The 18,838-nt window shown below is 43.4% G+C and carries 13 protein-coding genes; 5 read left to right on the top strand and 8 right to left on the bottom strand.

The genetic code is table 11. From position 1 onward, the window contains the following. Positions 1-2: 2 nt before the first annotated feature. The 7 genes from G5B43_RS11730 to nagA all read right to left on the bottom strand — a co-directional run bounded on the left by G5B43_RS11730 (position 3) and on the right by nagA (position 13,534). Positions 3-3,455, bottom strand: coding sequence for a SusC/RagA family TonB-linked outer membrane protein (locus G5B43_RS11730; RefSeq protein WP_165294940.1), 3,453 nt, complete (start codon positions 3,453-3,455; stop codon positions 3-5). Between the two features lie 219 nt (positions 3,456-3,674). Beyond that, on the bottom strand, positions 3,675-5,438 hold the full coding sequence (locus tag G5B43_RS11725; protein WP_165294939.1) for a RagB/SusD family nutrient uptake outer membrane protein: 1,764 nt from the start codon (positions 5,436-5,438) through the stop codon (positions 3,675-3,677). A gap of 2 nt (positions 5,439-5,440) precedes the next feature. After that, a complete protein-coding gene (locus tag G5B43_RS11720; RefSeq protein WP_165294938.1) occupies positions 5,441-8,779 on the bottom strand; it encodes a SusC/RagA family TonB-linked outer membrane protein in 3,339 nt (1,112 codons plus the stop codon). A 211-nt stretch (positions 8,780-8,990) separates the two neighbouring features. Beyond that, positions 8,991-10,214 (bottom strand): exo-beta-N-acetylmuramidase NamZ domain-containing protein, encoded by a 1,224-nt coding sequence (locus G5B43_RS11715; protein WP_165294937.1) that lies wholly within the window; start codon positions 10,212-10,214, stop codon positions 8,991-8,993. Between the two features lie 249 nt (positions 10,215-10,463). Further along, a complete protein-coding gene (locus G5B43_RS11710) occupies positions 10,464-10,628 on the bottom strand; it encodes a hypothetical protein (RefSeq protein WP_165294936.1) in 165 nt (54 codons plus the stop codon). 79 nt (positions 10,629-10,707) lie between these two features. After that, positions 10,708-12,378 carry a glycoside hydrolase family 10 protein gene (locus G5B43_RS11705; RefSeq protein ID WP_165294935.1) on the bottom strand — a complete coding sequence of 557 codons (1,671 nt, stop codon included), beginning with the start codon at positions 12,376-12,378 and terminating at the stop codon, positions 10,708-10,710. A gap of 37 nt (positions 12,379-12,415) precedes the next feature. After that, entirely contained in the window at positions 12,416-13,534 is a 1,119-nt protein-coding gene (gene nagA, locus G5B43_RS11700; RefSeq protein WP_165294934.1) for an N-acetylglucosamine-6-phosphate deacetylase, read from the bottom strand. 252 nt (positions 13,535-13,786) lie between these two features. Between nagA and G5B43_RS11695 the strand changes: the two genes are divergently transcribed. The 5 genes from G5B43_RS11695 (at position 13,787) to recG (ending at position 18,601) form a co-directional block, all read left to right on the top strand. Further along, positions 13,787-14,173, top strand: a complete 387-nt coding sequence (locus tag G5B43_RS11695; protein WP_165294933.1) for a RidA family protein — start codon at positions 13,787-13,789, stop codon at positions 14,171-14,173. Positions 14,174-14,176: 3 nt separating this feature from the next. After that, on the top strand, positions 14,177-15,130 hold the full coding sequence (locus tag G5B43_RS19615; RefSeq protein WP_165294932.1) for an EamA family transporter: 954 nt from the start codon (positions 14,177-14,179) through the stop codon (positions 15,128-15,130). A 71-nt stretch (positions 15,131-15,201) separates the two neighbouring features. Further along, on the top strand, positions 15,202-15,921 hold the full coding sequence (locus tag G5B43_RS11685) for a hypothetical protein (RefSeq protein WP_165294931.1): 720 nt from the start codon (positions 15,202-15,204) through the stop codon (positions 15,919-15,921). Positions 15,922-16,051: 130 nt separating this feature from the next. After that, positions 16,052-16,465, top strand: coding sequence for a hypothetical protein (locus G5B43_RS11680; protein WP_165294930.1), 414 nt, complete (start codon positions 16,052-16,054; stop codon positions 16,463-16,465). Between the two features lie 30 nt (positions 16,466-16,495). Beyond that, positions 16,496-18,601, top strand: a complete 2,106-nt coding sequence (gene recG / locus G5B43_RS11675) for an ATP-dependent DNA helicase RecG (RefSeq protein WP_165294929.1) — start codon at positions 16,496-16,498, stop codon at positions 18,599-18,601. Positions 18,602-18,605: 4 nt separating this feature from the next. On the opposite strand, the gene G5B43_RS11670 is transcribed toward recG, so the two are convergent. Further along, on the bottom strand, positions 18,606-18,830 hold the full coding sequence (locus G5B43_RS11670) for a helix-turn-helix domain-containing protein (protein ID WP_105718292.1): 225 nt from the start codon (positions 18,828-18,830) through the stop codon (positions 18,606-18,608). Between the last annotated feature and the right edge of the window lie 8 nt (positions 18,831-18,838).

The following is an 18,838-nucleotide window of genomic DNA, read 5'->3' as shown; positions in this document are numbered from 1 at the left end:
GATTAAAAACCTATAGATACTCCCATGGAAGCAGATTTAAACGGTGGATTCGACGTACCTGTCCGACCCAAGTTATAATTCCCACCTTCTCTTAACATCGAATGCCCTGAAATAGCTTCCGGATCAATCGGAAGTCCTCTTAAATTATCAAATGTGATAAAATTCTCTAAAGACACATAAATACGAGCACTAGCTATATTAGCCTTGTTCAACATCGATGTAGGTAGATTGTAACCTACCGTGATGTTTTTGATTTTCAAGTAGGACATGTCCAACATATATTTAGACTGTGGACGCATAACGTAATTAGAGTTGGATCCATTCATGTTCCACGCTCTTGGATAAAAAGCATCCGTCCGATCTGATTTCCAATAGTCACCTGCGATAGCCTGTGGCATCGCACCCTCTTTGGAAAAATAACCCGGAATCGCCAACTGACCATCCCCCCAGATACTACGCTTGCCAACTCCTTGTAGAAAAACAGATAGATCAAACCCTTTCCAATCGGCACCTACGCGAAACCCAAAATCATAACGCGGTGTAATGTTACCTATAACAACACGATCACCTGAATTTCCATTCGTCGAGTTTCCAGCATCGATATAACCATCCCCATTGATATCCACAAACTTTACATCGCCAGGACTGATCAATAAAATCTGATTGCCATCTTCAAAGTATGTTTGGTAGACTGGGTTATCGCCTGCTAGCATATTCGTCCGCTTGCTGGTCCCTTGCCAGACGATATCTGTCTGTACAAAATTCCCATTGTCATCGTACACAAAATCCTCCGCCTGAAAAAGTCTGTCTGTTACAAACCCAAATACATCACCATATCGACGACCGGTAGAGTACGTTGTACCTAAACTGCGATCTTCCCATGGCAATTGCCAGTCTGCACCTTTTGTAATAAAGGTAACGGCATCCGCGACGTTGGCATGGAATGTAAGTCCCAGTCCATTATCAAATCGATGGTTAAAATCAGCTGCAATTTCCCAACCCCGTGTACGCAGGTTTCCATAATTTCCCGCAGGGACACCAGTTCCAAATGTGGCCGGCAAGAAGTCGCCTCCCACAATCATGTTCTTCGTATAGCGCTGAAACCATTCTGCCGTCAAACCTAGCTTATTATTAAAAAATCGAAAATCTAACCCTACATTCAGGTGTTCAATATCTTGCCAAGTAATATCTCTTGAAACCGCGCCCGGTGTTCCCAACTGGAAAAACTGCTCACCTCCAGCGTTCAACCACGAGTTTTTCGCAATCCCCATCGTTGGGACATAAATAGAGTTGGGAACAGACTGGTCTCCAATGACGCCATACGATGCTCTTAATTTCGCAAAACTCAATACCGGTTTGAGTGGCTCCATAAAGCTTTCTTCCGAAACAACCCATCCGGCTGAAACACCTGGAAACCAACGCCACCGGAGGTGCTTCGGAAATTTTGAAGAGCCGTCGTATCTCAGATTGGCTTCAACCAAATATTTATTTTTATAGGCATAATTTACGCGTCCGAAGAAACCGACCTGCGAATCCCAGTTTGCTCCACCTCCAGAAGTCTCGGTACCTACCCCCCAATTCAGCTGCGGGTTCTCGTTATTGATTAGATTTGATCGTTGCGACCAATGGCCTTCCCATGCATAGGCAACAATATTCGTTCCCAACATGAATTTCAACGCGTGATCACCCTTATCTAGATTATAATTAGTCAGTGCATTTACCGTATGACGTTTATATAAGTACGAATCCCGATAAACATGCGTTTGCTCCTTAGTTGTGTGGTCGGTCAAGGGGAACTGCCAGGCTGGCATACCGCCACTCTCTACAGGAACACCATTTTCGTCCACGTGTATACGATTGCCATTCTCATCACGTAATTCTTGCACGCCATACCACGTCGTTTTTGCCTGTACATATGGCAGAGATTGACTGAGGTTTGTACTTTCTGTGTTATATGCATAGTCTGCAACAATATCCCAATTTTTCATGACATTTATCGTCGTTCCAAAATTGAGATTCAAAAACCGTTTGGCATGAATCTGATCATGCGAATTTCTGGCAGAAAAGGCTGGGTCAATTATGTCTTCCCCATTCTCCTGCACACCTACTGGGAATAAGCGACTCCAACGATATAGGTACAACCAAGGATCCGCCCCGAACCCTCCCGAATTCAATGAAAAAGGATTACGCTTTCTGCTATCTGCATATCGCGCCCCTCCACGTAAAGTCAAAAAATCATTGACTTCATGTGACAAAGTTAATGTTCCGGTAAGACGTCGGAAATCATCATGTGGTGCAGGTTTCATCATTCCTTCCTGCCCCATATAACCTACACTTAGATTATAATTAGTCTTCCCTGATCGTCCATTCATCCCTAAATTATGAATATTCGAAAACGCATTATCTTTAACCATTGTCTCCACAGGATCGTAGATCCGGTAACCAAATTTCTGCGTTCCATCCCACGACCAATCACGGCCGTAAACTACAGGGTCGTCATAATTGACTACATCTCCCCATTTCTCCTGCCATTCTTTTATTTTCTCAAAACTGTTTCTGTCAATTCGCCAAAAACCTCCAGCAGGTCCTGCCTGTTTCATGTTCTCATGTGCGTCCAGTGTATATTCTAACCCATCAATACCCGCAACATCGATTTTCTTAAAAGGAGACTGTACAATTAGGTTATTAGAATACGTAAAGTTTGTCTTATCTGTTGTTCCCCCTTTTTTTGTTGTGATCAAAATCACACCAAAAGCAGCTTTCGCCCCATATATAGCACTAGATGCCGCATCTTTCAACACCGTAATCGATTCAATATCGTGTGGGTTAACATATTGGATACTCGGTATCTCGACATTATCCACTAAAATCAGCGGATTACTACCTCCATTAGGAGATCCGACCTGTCCCCTAATTTTCATAATAGCATCAGATCCTACTTCTCCACTTGGCACCTGGATATTTAACCCAGGGACCGTTCCTTGTAATCCCCGAGCCAGATCGGGAATAGGCCTGTCACCTACTACCCTATCCATACTCACATTACTGACAGCGCCTGTCAAATGTTCGCGCTTCTGCGCACCATATCCCACAACCACGACTTCTTCCAGTGGGTTATCCTCCACTTGCAGGGTCACATTAATGGAATTGCTAGAAACCACAATGTCCTTGGGCTGATACCCTACATAGCTGAAACGCAATGTTGCACCTATCGGAGCGTTGATTGAAAAATTTCCGTTGTCGTCCGTAAAAACAGAGGTCGTTCCACCCACTATGCTTACGGTAGCTCCTGCTATCGCCCCTTCAACACCTGTGACCTTTCCCTTAACGATGTCTTGAACTACGTTATCCAGTAATAAGGGAGCTACTCCTCCATTCAGAGAACCTTCCCTTGCAACAGATCCCGTCGTCGCAATCAACCCTAAAGCAACAGAAAATAAAAACGATTTTCTCATAGCTAGTTAGTTAGTTTATTTTAATAATGATTACTTCATAAAAGGTTTTCATCTTGCGTATTTTATCATAATTTAAACAAGAAACGCTAAAACCTGCACTAATATAAACAAAAACATAAAATAAAAAAACTTTTTTGCATTTTTTTAAGTGATTTTGTCAATAAATAAAAAAACACGCACAAAGGCGTGTTTTTTCACATCTAATACAAAATGCAATAGCTATTGTCTTGGCCATCCGAAGTTTTGTTCCAACTCAACACCATTACTTTCATAAAGTGAAATCTGATCGAGCGGAATCGGGTCGAGATAAAATTTATCCTCGACCGTTCTTTTAATAGAGGCTGACGGTATGATATACCCCTCATTTGCACCATCTATTGTGATACCGTTCAACTGTTCAGACGTATAATTTGCTTTTACAATGTAAGCACCCCTATTGTTCGTTGGATTTTTCTCTGTATCGGCGTATTCCAGCTTTTTCCATCGGCGCAAATCGTTCAGCCGAAGCCCTTCAAATATGAGCTCGGATCGACGTTCGCGTCTTATTTCCCAAAGAAGGCTTGAAACGCTTGGGTCGCGTGCGGGGTCGTCATACGGTGTCCCATTTACGGCAGGACGTCCACCAGACAATTCTAAGCGCGGTAAGCCTACTCCGTTTCTATCTCGAAGAACATTGATGGTTTTGTCCAGATCGTCCTGCGTTAATACTCCAAGTTCCGCCGACGCCTCAGCGTAATTCATAAGTACCTCGCCGTAACGGATAATAGGCGCGTCGGTAATATTCAAGGAACCTGTTCCCACGGTTTGATTCCTGAGGCTTTCGTTCAGAAATTTCTGTACGGCGTATCCCGAGAGGGCAAAGTTGCTCACCACATTCATCATGCGCAGTTGCGGTGCTATAGTCTGTTGTAAACGCCCGTCACGATCACGCAGCGCATTAGCTACCGTCCGGTCGTTTTCGTAAAGCGGCGATAGACCTATAGGCAGTCCGTCTGTCAATAGATAACTATCTAGTGCATTTTTGGACATCCCAGCCTGCGGTTCCAGATTATTATAAGACATCGCGCTGTGCGACAAAATTCCTTCCGCATATTCTTTGAACAGTATAACCTCCCTATTTCCTTTAAGTGACTCCGAAGCAAACAAGCCACGATAGTCGTTGGAAACCGAGAAAGCACCACTCGTGATCACTTGCTCAGCAGCCCATTTAGCTGCTTCCAAATATTCCGTTGCTTTCGCTTCATCGATAGCGTGGTATTTCAACCATGTTCCTTCAAATAGAAATACCCGTGACATAAAAGCCAACACTACATATTTGTTCACTGCTTGCTGCGCCGGTCCGTCACTGGCACGTACATGTTCGGCAGCAAATCTAAAATCTTCCAGCACCTTGTCCATGACATAAACCCTGGAGTCCCGCGGCCGATACAAGTCAGGATCATCTTCGGTCAAAACCCGATCAATATATGGCACATCACCGAAAGCATTGACAAAATTTGCGTATTCTAAACCGCGGAAGAATCGCCCTACACCCAGCCAGTGGTTCTGAACTTCTTCAGCGAGCTCCGCAATCGGCACACTATTGATAAAGTGATTGGCCTTACGTATACGCGAATAATAAGAACTTACGCCCGTGGGGATTTGGTTTGCAGGTAGAACTGGCGACCAGCCGCCGCCCGAGGTCGGCACATTGATTATAAACTCGTCCACAACAATCTCATTCGGGCTTATCGATATAAAATCATCGTTGATGAACTGCCCGTCATACAAGGTTCCCCTACCAAAACCACTACCATATCCTTTGAAATAGGAGTTATAAAAACCAAAGGTGTAGGTCCGGATGTTGTTTTCGGACGACCAGAACGCTGGATCCGTCAATTGATCTAGCGGATCTTTCGTTAAAAAATCATCGCCCAAAAAATCTTTAGAGCAGGATGTCATCGATAAAATACCTGCTATGGCTATATATTTAAGTAGTTTCATCTCTAAAAAGTTAATTGAAGCCCTAATGAAAATGTTCTGCGGTACGGGTAGGAGCGACCGAATGTATTTAGATCATTGCCTGATCGACCAAAAGCATTGGAATCATCTCTTCCTTCCACGGTATAATCTATTTCCGGGTCAACCGGAACGTCTAAATTATCAAATTCCAACAGGTTCTCGCCGGAGAAGAATACCCTTAATTTCGAAATTTTCGCCTTATCCATCACCGATGACGGTAACGTATACCCAAATGTTAGATTTTTCAATCGTAGGTAGGACATATCCATCAGATACCTTGTTTGTGGCATATGGTTAAGGGTTGTATTGCTCTGATTCTGGTTTGTTGGTCGATAATAAAAAGCGCCGGTATTCTCTGGCGTCCAATAATCCATTTGATGTGTATACCAAGCCTCTGCCGGTCGCCAACCAGGCACAACAAAATCTCCACCTGCCCAAATATCGCGTTGTCCAACACCCTGTAAAAAGAACCCTAGATCAAACCCTTTGAAATCGAAATCTGCACGAAAACCATACTGATACCGCGGATTAGAATTACCGATAATTCTCCGATCGCCCGGATTTTGCACCGTACCATCCCCTACACCAATCACACCATCTCCATTCAGATCTTTATATTTTACGTCACCAGGTCCAAATTTAAACGTAGTCGTCTCGTAAAAAGATTGTGAAGGAATTCCCTCCTTTAACATGTAGGAACCGTCGTCATGGATAATGAAATCATCCGTCTGGAATAGGCGATCCGTTTCGTAGCCCCAGATTTCGCCGATAAGCTTACCTGCATAGTTTGTGGATGTACCATTGGCATTTATTTGTGCTTGTCCATCAAACTTGGTGATTGTCTCTTTGAAATCAGACAGCTGGCCTGCCAGTCGCATATTCAAACCGTTGCTAAAGCTGTGATTATAGGCCAACTCCAATTCCCAACCGTTGGTCTGCATTTCGCCAAAATTACGTAAAGGAGAAAGTGCTCCAAAGCTCGATGGTAGAACCACGCCTCCGGTAATCAGATCAGACACCGTTCTTCTGAAGCGATTGAACGTTACATTAAACTTATTTTGGAAAAATGCGGCATCGATCCCGATCTCTTGTGTGGTCACAGTCTCCCATGTTAAATTTTGGGAAACAACAGTAGGCGTGGCCATCGTATTCTGGTTCACCCCATCGATTACCCAACCCGTTGCTGCCTGGCTCAACGTAGACAGGTATAATCCCGGCGGCACAGTCTGATTGCCAACACTACCCCAGGAAGCTCGTACTTTTAAGAAATCCAGATAGGGTTTTGACCAATCCATAAACTCTTCCTGAGAAAGGACGTAGCCGGCAGACATAGCAGGAAAAAAGCCCCAAACGTTTTCTTTATTGAATCGAGAGGAACCATCATACCGAGCCAGTACTTCGAAAAGATATTTATTTTGGTAATCGTAATTGATACGTCCGAAAAAGCCGAGCGTGGACCAATGCGATGCGCCCGAACTTGTCGTCTGATCGCCAGTTGCCAAACCTAGTTGTGGATAATCCTGATCCAGCAATCCGAGCCGCTGGCCCCAAATGTTGTCCGATTCCGCTAGCTCGGCATTCGCTCCTGCCATAAACTTAAAGTTGTGTGCGTCATCAAAGCTTTTATCGTAGGTTGCATACATATTCGCAACATGCCGGGTACTCATACTACGGTCTTTTCGAGCTCTGTTATGTGCTGCTCCGGTATACGTTATATAATCAAAATCTGTTTTGTTCCAAAAATCCCACCCCGTTACGCTACCACCGTTGGTATCAAACCGGTTGAGATACTGTGAATAGGTATAATCGGCATCCAAGGTTAAACCCTCCATGATGGTTGCTTGTCCCCCAAATGAAATACGGGTCATGTTCAGCGTTCTGACATTCATATTTGCCTGTTGCACATCGGTAATCGCATTCCGCATGGGCAGCCCGTCAATCGTTCCGTAAGGGAAATTTCGTGGCCAACGATACATATAGAAGATCGGTTCGTAAACATCACCGTTGAAAGAATATGGTTTGGTTACATCCGAAGCTGAATACAATACTTTTGCAAAACCTGTCAGCCATTCATTGATATCCGCATTTATTCCGAGATTAAAATTATAGCGGTTGTATTTGTCCGGGTTTTCTTTCAATATACCCGATTGGGAGACCAATCCAAATCCGGCGTTGTAGTTTACTTTATCCGATCCGCCGGTAATGCTCAGGTTATGGTTTTGTTGCGGCGTAAAGTCACGCATAAACATACTTTCTGCATCCCATGGCCGGTGGAAATAAAGAAATCCATCTTTCACTTCCCAATCTCGTCCTTCTACCATTTCCAAACCTAGATTTTGCCCCCCATATAGCCGCTCCCATTCTTCCATCTTCTCAATGGCATAGTCATCGTAACGGGTACCTAAATTGTTATAACCCGTTAGTGATGGATTTGTCCGTTGTTGTGCAAGCAATCCTGCCCTCGCTCCTTCTGCACCGCCGGCAATAACGGGTGTAGTAGTCGGTTTCTGAAGCGCAATGTTATTCGAGTAATTGATGGATGTCTTCGTGTTTCGTTTTCCAGACTTCGTCTTAATCAAAATAACACCCCATGCGGCCCTAGAACCATAAATAGCTGCAGATGCATCTTTGATTACCGACATGGTTTCAATATCCGTCGGATTAATCATGGATAAACTTGGCACTTCCACACCATCGACCAATATCAATGGCGACGCGCCTCCTTGTGTCTGTAACGATCCGCTTACGCCACGTAGTCGAATGGTAGGATCTCCTCCAAGCTCTCCGCTTGGCGTAGACACGGACAAACCAGAGACGGCACCTTGCAAAGCTCGTCCTACATCTGTGATCGGACGCGTTTCAAAAGTCTTCTCCGTATCAACAGTTGATACGGCACCGGTAATATTGGAACGTTTCTGCGAACCGTATCCTACTACGACTACTTCATCTAACGCCGTGTCGTCTGCATCGAGCACCACGTCTAATGTATTGCTCGAAACCACGACATCTTTCGCAAGATATCCTAAGAAAGTAAAGCGTAAGGAAGCTCCTATTGGAGCCTCGATCGAGTAGGATCCTGTTTCATCAGTACTCGTTGCTATTTGCCCTCCGATTACGGCGACAGTCACGCCCGCTAAAGGCCCGTTAGCGTCTCTAACCACACCTTGCACCGTATGTTGCTTTTTAGAGATGTTTCCCCTCAATCCGTCTTTGGGTAAAAACACATCTATGTCTTCCCCTTTTATCGAACCGCCAAAAACGGTCGACGTGCTGGTGAGTGAGAACGCCGCTAAAGCAACGGAAAATAGTAAAGATTTTCTCATAGCTAGCCAGTTTGTTTTCATAATGATTGTCTACTTAACAGGATTTTCAATGCGCGTTTATCTTCACACAGAAAATAAAAAACGCTAAAACCTGCACTAAGTTAAATAACAATATTAAAAAAGCAAACTTTTTTGCGCATTCTATTGTGTTTTTATTTAAAAACAAAAAAAACACGCACAAGGCGTGTTTTTCAAATTTGTTTAACGATCATTACTCAAAATCGGGATACAATAGATATTTTTTCCGCATTTCCTTATAAGCATTCAGCTCTCCTGTCCAACTATTACGAATTTCGCTTTCCGTCTTTCCCTCAATAATTTGTTTTCGTAACTCGTCGGTTCCCGCCAGTTTATCAAAAAACTCCGGGCGAGCAAAAAACTTATTTTTATCCGGCATTTTATTATAGAAGTCCAACAAGTATTTCAAGGTGAATTTTTCATTAACGGCATCTACATTCCGTAAATCAATGCCGTAACACAAGTTACCTTGCTGTTCGACGTGTGCTGCCATTCCTGGCCGTGTACCCGGCGTAAAGGTAAATTCGCCAAATACGGGATCTGGATAACCCACCACTTGAAACGGCCAATCTGTACCGCGGCCTATACTGATATCGGTTCCTTCGAAAAGACAGAGCGACATATACAGTCTAACCGATGTATAATTTGGTAAACTCGGCGATGGAACCACCGGCAACTCATACGGTGTGCTATGATCCCAGTTCTTGACGGGAATTACTTCCAAATCACACTGCTTGCCATCGTCCAACCAGCCTTCTCCATTAATCATTTTCGCCAATTCACCTACCGTCAAGCCGTGAATCATGGCTATTTTATGGTAGCTTATATTCGCTTTAAATTTATCGTCTTTCCGTACGGGGCCATCCACTTGGTCTCCGTTGGGATTGGGTCGATCCAATACGATTACTTTTTTACCCTGATCTGCACAAAGTTGCATCACACGATGCATAGACGCCACATAAGTATAAAACCGCGCGCCTACATCTTGTAAATCGAAAAGCATAACATCTACGGAACCTACTATGGAATCTGCTTTCGCATTTTCACCATACAACGTGTGTAGCGTAAGTCCGGTCTTTTTGTCAACGGTATTATCCACTTTTTCGCCACGTTCAATATCACCTCTAAATCCATGCTCAGGCGCAAAGGCAAATTTTAGGTCTACATTTTCCCGTAGCAATACGTCTACCAAGTGTTGCTTCTCTTCTCCCACTATTGAAGTCTGGTTGCCCATCAAGCCGACTTTCTTCCCTTTTAGTAGGGGTAGATAAGCTTCCAGTTGATCCGCAGCGGGTATTATTCGACTGTCTGACAACGTGTCGGTTTCTGTATTTTCTTTGCTGTTTTGCGTGTTTCCTCCGGCACATGCCGTGAAAGTTACTGTCAAAACAAATAATAAACAGGTAAGTCTTTTCATATTTATGCGTTTTTGTTTCTACAACAAACATAAACAAGAAATGTGATATTTAAAAGAACCATTTCTTTCGACAAATTCCGTACTCCTTTTTTCTTGACAAAAAAGGAGACAAAAAGTCAAGGCTGAATATAGTTTTACTATTTTCTTTGGCTATTCCTAAACAAAATAAAACTCACTTCGTTCAAACATTATTTTGTTTTTAGGGGAATACCCTGCATAAAAATGGACGTAAAACAATAAAAGGCCAATTTAACCCACAATGGCACGAAATAGTTTTGATCGCATGTGGTTACGCCACTGCACCATCCCCTCCTTAACATCCATTGTCGCATCGCAGATGTTCGAGATATGTAGATATCCATCCTTAGTACTATCCACTATCTCAAACATCTGAAGCGACGATTTTTTTTGCATACTTTTTTTGAGGTAAAAAAAGTATGAGCCACGTCGCGGCTTGAGCGACATGAAAAATGTATAATTTAAATGTTCTTTTTTATATGACGTTTTTAGCTATATAATCACTTTCATTACTCAAGCGATCAACAGCTTTCACGGCAACGGTTTTCAGCGATTTTCCGTTTTTGATCTTCGGGAAACTTTTCTCTGTCTGTTGTCCATCCAATATCTCATATTCCCATACATCTCCATATTGCGCATAGACAACCCACTGGAAAACTTCATTAGGCTGTTTGTGAAGCCACTTCGCAAAGATACTGCTGGTTTCCTTTGTCAGCAATAAGCTTGGTGTTAACAACGGGTTGGCATGGAGCCAAGGCGATCGTGGGATCAAAGCTTGTTTGCTATACGGGCCAGATTTCACCGCCTGTACCATGTTAGGACTATTCGTCAATCCGGCGATACTCCAATGAATAGCACCTACACTGCTCGGAATTATTTTTCGCGTCTCTTCAATCTGTCTCACGATCTCCCGAGGTCTGTTTGGCGCCCTTACTTCTACCGTATTTAATCCCGGCCAAAGATGTCGCTTATGCGTATTTTCTGATTCCCACCATCGCAGAAGAGACGTAAAGCTTTGTCTCGGCGGATCGATAGGCCAATATAATTGTGGTGCAAAATAATCTATCCATCCTTTATTCAACCATAGCTTAGCATCTGCATAGAGTTCATCGTATTGGGAAGAACCTGTTACACCCGCAGGATAGCCCGGCTTCCAGATCCCAAAGGGACTCAAACCAAATTTCACAAAATTCTTTTCAGCTTTTATTTCGTTATACACGCGTTCTATAAAACGGTTCACGTTATCCCGACGCCAGTCTGCCCGTGACAATGTTCCTCCTGACCGACGATAGGCGTTCCACGAAGCATCGTCAGGGAAATCCGCCCCTCCATTATAACTAGCATACGGATAAAAGTAGTCATCAAAATGTACGCCGTCGATATCATAGCGTTTTACAATATCCAATACGACTCTGGCAGCATGGTCTTGTGTTTTCGGATTTGCCGGATCAAACCAATACATGCCATTTTTTAGACGAACGACCATATCGGACGCTTTGCGTACCATAGATGCATTGGTCACCGCCCCACCTGTAGCATGATGGGCGCGATAGGGGTTCAACCACACGTGAAGTTCCAATCCGCGTTTGTGTGCTTCCTCGACCCAAAAAGTTAACGGATCATAGTAGGGATTCGGACGTTTGCCAATTTCGCCCGTCAAAAAATAAGACCATGGTTCATGTGGGCTGTCATACAAAGCATCTGCAGAAGGTCTGACTTGAAAAATCACTGCATTAAAATTGTTCTCTTTTAACAAATCCAACAGCTGTATGGCTTCTCGCTTTTGTGCTTCGGTCGAGTAATTTCCCTTCGTTGGCCAATTTATATTAGCAACCGTAGCGATCCAAGCACCTCTAAATTCGCGATCGACATTTGGTAAATCAACGCGCAAGGGAACTTCTATTACAGGCTTTTTTTCTTGACTAGCAGGCTTTGCTGCTGGAACAGCTTTTGCTTTTGCCAAGGCAGCTGCTGCTTCCTCTTCTTTCGCGGCCTTCGCCTCTTCACTTTCCGCTACGACAACCTCTACCGCCGGTGATTTCAATTCCTTCGCGGCTCTTTTATTCTTGCGGGAAGCACAAGAAAATAATACGGTAGACAAAATCAATGCGACTATTGCTGTGTTTTTTATCGGTCTCCAATTCATAGGGTACAAAACTAGTGTTTTTATGTATATGTAAATGTTAAACCACAATCTTTTCACCTTTGCAATACACGGAATGAATATTAAAATCAGTATCAAACACCAAAACGTTTGCTAATGATCCTGCATCAAGATTACCTATATCGGATCGTCCGATTAAATTCGCCGGATAGCAGGTCGCCATCCGAATAGCCTCCGCCAATGGAATATTAACATGTTGCACACAATTTCGTATAGCACCGAGTAGGGAAAGAGCAGACCCGCTAAGTGTCCCGTCCGGCAAGGTATAATGATTACCGTTGAGAACGTGCTGATAAATCCCCTTATCGCATGCCGCCACGGCATCTGTAATCAAGAACAAACGTTTACCCATCAATTCTTTCGCGATTTTAACAGCTTGAAAATCCACGTGTACACCGTCTACGATAATCGACGCCGAAACTTCGGGATGCCGAAAGACCGCCCCAGGAAGACCAATGTCCCGATGATGGAAGGATGACATCGCATTCCAAAGATGGGTTGCCGCTTTTATACCGTTATCAAAGCCCTGTGTGCCCTGCTCAAAACTGGCCGCGCTATGCCCTGCGCTAAGCAATATCGATTGCTCCAAAAGGAAGTCTCTACTTTCCGTATCAAATTGTTCTGGAGCAATCGTCATCATGACGACAGCCCCCTCATGGGAATCTAGCAAGTCCGCTATTAACTCGACGGACGGCGATATGATGAGCTCCGCAGGATGCGCACCTCTTTTGAGCGGATTGAGGAATGGCCCCTCTAAATGCAGCCCTAAAGCAGATAGAGGTTTATAGCTATTAAATACGCGTATTGCCTCTTTAAATACGTCCGTAGTATTTGTTGCTAAAGTTAACACAAAAGAAGTGCAACCTTGCGCAAGGAGTCGACGTTCAATCCGAGCGATACTCTCCGTTGTCAATTCGGCTGAAAAAAGGTCATCACCGGCACCATATATCTGCAGGTCAACAAGTCCGGGGCAGAGATTGGCACCCTTTACATCCACCCGCTCTGCTTCTGCAGGAACGGACGATACAGGGCATATTCCAACAATCTTTTCTCCTTGCATAACCAAGGCATGATCTAAAAAATCATGCTCTCCGTTGAAAATATGACCGTTCACCAATGCAATTTCCTTTTTTTCCATTTGAATTCTTTTGTGCTAAGTTATTGAAGATGTAAACTTACACAAAGTTTAAAACGGATTAATACGCCCACTTTTGATTTTCTAGATTTTCCATTGTAAATTAGCCCTGTTATGCAGCTAAAAGAAACAAGACCGCAACTTTCGAAATCCTCCCGATTTAACAGGAAAGCTATGCGCATCATGAATATCATTGCTATTTCGGTTTTTATCTTGGCCATTATCTATAAAATATTTTTTTCAAAATAACGTACCATGTCACAAAAACAAATACTCAATACGGAGAATGCTCCTGCAGCAATCGGCCCTTACAACCAAGCTATTAGAGCCGGAAATACCTTGTATGTTTCCGGACAAATCCCGTTGATTCCCGAATCGATGGAATTAATCACTAGTGGTGTAGCCGATGAGACCCATCAGGTATTGAAAAATGTGCGAGCAATCTTAACGCATGCTGGGTATACGCTAAATGATGTCGTAAAAGCCAGCATCTTCATTGCTAATATGGATGATTTCGCTACCATCAACGAGGTATATGCACAATATTTTACGGAAAGCCAGCCCGCACGGGAAACTGTAGCGGTTAAGACACTTCCTAAGAACGTTAACGTAGAAATATCCGTTATTGCGTGGAAAGCTTAACGCGTGGAACAACAATCAGAAAAAACGGCAAGTCGCAAGAAATATTTTCTCGCGGCTTTTTTCGCTCCCCTAATTTGGGGATTCATGGCCATTTCGGTACGATGGGTAAAGGAATATCCGGCAGAAGATATTTTATACTATCGGATCCTGGTTGCCCTCATCGTTTTATGGTTATTTATCCTTATATTCCGATTCAAGTCCTTAAAACGTGATATAATCGTTTTTAAACAGTTATCACGCCGGCAGCGGAATCAAACGATTGGACTAACCGTATTGGCTTCGGTATTGATTTTTGGCAACTGGTTCGCATACATATATACCGTCAACCATATCAGTGTACAGTCGGCGGCATTTGCCTATCTCATCTGCCCGCTTATTACTGCCATTGCAGCGTTTTTCATTCTCAAAGAACAATTAAGTCCTTTAAAAAGGATGGCTCTTGGTATAGCACTGATTAGTGCCGTTACGCTGGCAAGCGGTTCGTTTATTGATGTACTTTGGTCGATGAGTATTGCCTCGTTATACGCCCTCTATTTAATTGTTCAACGCGCTTCGCAAGGATTTGATAAACTGAATATGTTGGCCGTTCAACTAACGCTCTGTTCTTTATTTGTTGTTCCGAAGCTTTTTATTAACCAACATTCTTTTCCTACGGCACCTTTTTTTTGGTTCAGCATACTGACAATAGCTGTTGTTTTCACTATTATTCCGTTATTTTTCAGCATGTATGCGTTAACACGCATATCATCTTCTACTACCGGTGTTCTCCTTTATATCAATCCGCTGATTGCATTCACATTGGCGATCACCTACTTTCAGGAGACCGTTGCAGCGTATAAGTACCTGGCTTATTCTTTTATTCTGTTCGCTATTATTCTTTTTAATTGGGAGACATTAAAAAAAATAATAAAACGCAAAAGAGGACACATTCCCAATGAAAGTTTCAAATATCATTAATTCATTATGCTGTGTAGCATCCTAGATTTTCTCTACGTTTATAGAGCTAACTTAACTAAATAATATAAACGATGAAAAGAATTTTACTCTTTGTTACGCTATCCATCCTATTATTCGGTTGTAAGAAAGAAGAAAAAACAGCAGGGGAATGGTCTACGTTGGCAATTGAAAAGCGACAGGAAATCGATAATCTTATTGCCCATACTGCTTGTAATGATATTAGTGAATGGTCTGTCTTTACACACGGAGAACCATATAGCTGCGCTCCGACACATTTCCCTATGCATCCCTCCATAAAAAAGGAATTTGACAAGCTATGGGCAGACTATCTCTATTTCGACCGAGAACACACAAATGCGATGATAAAGCAGGGCATTATCATTGATCCTTGTTGGAACGACATATGGTTCAGTTATGCACCGCTACGGATAGAATGTAGGGATAATAAGGCCTCTTTGGTTTTTATTAGTGACCTGGATGTGGAAGAAAGCTATGCAGAAATAGCGAAAATCTATCCCCGCATCGAGGCTTATCTTGCTGAGTTGACTTGTGAAAGCAATGAAGGCTGGACATACGCGATGCTATATAACAACGATTGTAGCGCTTCATACATTCCGGTTAGGCGGACAAACGAACGTCCTGCCATAAGAACCGACATCGAACTGTATAATGCCCACCGCGCCAATATTGTCAACAAGGAAAAACCGGACTGTAGCGACCGTACCTATGAATATCCCGATGGTATCATCTGCGAAGATGGCAAACCCGTGGTAAACACTAAAACAAACTAAACATGCTATCAGCAACCAACGGTTGCGGCACAAAAATTGGGTTCTCTTTGTTAGAGAACAGCACAAAACGTAGCATTTTATATAAAATGCACGTTCTTTTTATAGATGATAAACTAAATGTGTATATGCCATGAAAAGATTTTTAATATTATTGATAACGCTCGGGATTGTAGTAGCTTGTGCGAAGTCTGAAACCAGCAATCAAGAAGCTGACCGAGAAGAACTGGCCGAAATGCGACAGGAAATATTAGACATGATAAATGCAATACCTTGTGAAAATTCGGAAGATTGGCGTCCACAGGCATTGGGGAGCAAAGCTTGTGGGGGACCACAGGAATATGTCCCTTATCCGGAGGCCGCCGATAGCTCAGGCGAACTACTTGACTTAATAGAAAAATACACCGAATCGGAGTCAGCATACAACAAAAAACATAACGTTATTTCCGATTGTATGTATGTAACATCTCCTACAGGCGTCCGCTGTGTAGACGGTAAGCCCGAGTTTTTCCATACAGAGGCGGCCCCACCAGTGCTATCTGAATAAATAATATTTCGTAAATTAGCCGTCTTAGGAATGGCTAATTTATCTACAATAACCCCGATAGAATACCTAAAAGGTGTAGGTCCGCAAAAAGCGGATGTACTTAAAAAAGAGCTGCAGGTTTTTACTATTGGTGACTTACTATCCTATTACCCCTTTCGGTATATCGATCGCACGCAGTTTCACAAAATCCGCCAATTGCACCCCGATATGATCGGCGCACAGGTTTTGGGCCGTCTTATTTCCATACAGGAGGTTGGAGAAAAAAGAGCGAGAAGGTTGGTCGGTCAGTTCCGAGACGATACCGGAAGCATCGAACTCGTGTGGTTTCAAAGCATCACCTGGCTTAAAAAAAGCTTGAAAGTAGGATCGGCCTACATCATTTATGGCAAACCCTCCGAATTTAACGGACAGATTTCCATCACACATCCGGAGATGGAATTGTTTAATGCGCAGGAAAAGAAAATTGGTAACCTAACCATGCAGCCGGTATATTCGTCCACCGAAAAACTCAAAAAATTTAACCTTGATACCCGAGGGATACAGCGCCTGCAACAAGCAGCTTTAGAAACGGTTTTCGGTACTTTGCAAGAACCTCTTCCTCCTTATTTGCTGGAAAAGCATCAATTAATGGATTATGCCAAGGCTATGCTATCCATCCATTTTCCGCAAAACACACAAGATTTAAACGCTGCCATCCGACGACTGAAATTTGAAGAATTGTTTTTTATTCAACTCCGGTTATTACGCAACAAACAGTTAAATACGCAAAAATATAAAGGCCATCGGTTTGACAGGGTAGGCAATAAGTTCAATACTTTTTTTAATAAACGGCTTCCTTTCCCGTTAACCAATGCCCAAAAACGGGTCATTAAGGAGATTCGGCAAGACACAAACACGGGGGCGCAAATGAACCGCTTGGTACAGGGAGATGTAGGATCAGGTAAAACAGTGGTGGCATTAATGTCCATGCTGATAGCTATCGACAACGGCTATCAGGCTTGTATGATGGCACCGACCGAGATTCTCGCACAACAGCATTTCGCAGGAATTCATGCATTGCTTGGTGATGAACTTTGTACGGTTAAGTTGCTCACGGGCTCCACACCAATCCGGGAGAGGCGGTTGATACATCAACAATTGGAAGATGGCACGTTGGAGATCCTCATCGGAACACATGCGCTCATTGAGGATAAGGTGAAATTTAAAAACATCGGTTTTGTGGTTATTGATGAACAGCATCGATTCGGCGTAGAGCAACGGGCAAAACTATGGCGCAAGAATATTATACCGCCGCACATGCTCGTGATGACCGCAACACCTATCCCCCGAACGCTCGCTATGACCATGTATGGCGATCTTGATATTTCTGTCATCGATGAGCTCCCAGCGGGTCGTAAACCGATAAAAACCGTCCATTTTTACGAGAATCAACGCCTACGGGTTTTCGGCTTTATGCGAGAGGAGATTGCCAAAGGGAGACAGATTTATGTCGTGTATCCTTTGATCAAAGAAAGTGAAAAGATGGATCTGCTATATCTCGAAGCAGGTTTGGAGAACCTGCAGCGCGAGTTTCCTTTGCCACAGTACAAAATCAGCATTGTGCATGGTAAGATGCCCGTCAAGGACAAGGATTTTGAAATGCAGCGTTTTGTAAAAGGCGAAACACAAATTATGGTTGCTACGACTGTTATTGAGGTCGGTGTCAACGTGCCTAATGCCTCCGTGATGATCATTGAAAACGCAGAACGTTTCGGGCTATCACAGCTGCATCAGCTTCGCGGACGTGTAGGTCGAGGTGCTGAGCAATCTTTCTGTATCTTACTAACAACGCATAAGCTGAGCAAAGAAGGGAAGACGAGGTTAGAGACGATGGTACGCACTTCAGACGGTTTCGAAATAGCAGAAGTCGATTTACAGCTCCGTGGACCCGGCGACATTTCCGGCACGCAACAGTCTGGTGTGCTCGAAATGAAAATCGCTAATCTTGCTTCCGATCAAGCTATTCTTATAGAAGCACGAAATAGTGTTATGGAGATCTTCAAGGAAGATCCGGCACTTTCTTTGGAGAGGAACGTGCTGTTGGCACATTATCTTAATCAGCGATCGCCCGGCATTTCGTGGGATAAGATTTCCTGATATATTATTCTTCTTCGCTGACAAGTTGTAGGTGACCATATAACTTATTGAGAACCTCACAAGGTTCCGCGTCGATTGCTTTTGCAATAAGATATAATTCTTCTGCCCTCAAATGTGACGATGTGTTTAATGAAAGTTCATTTATACGGGCTTTGCTCAGCCCCGTCCGTCTGGCTACCATCGATTTATTTACGGATCGCTTTGCTAAAAATTCTCCTAACGCTGTCATGATATCTA

Source organism: Sphingobacterium sp. SGR-19, assembly GCF_011043555.1.
GTDB lineage: Bacteria > Bacteroidota > Bacteroidia > Sphingobacteriales > Sphingobacteriaceae > Sphingobacterium.
Note: the sequence above shows the minus strand (reverse complement) of the source record. Positions and strands in the feature narration are given on the sequence as shown.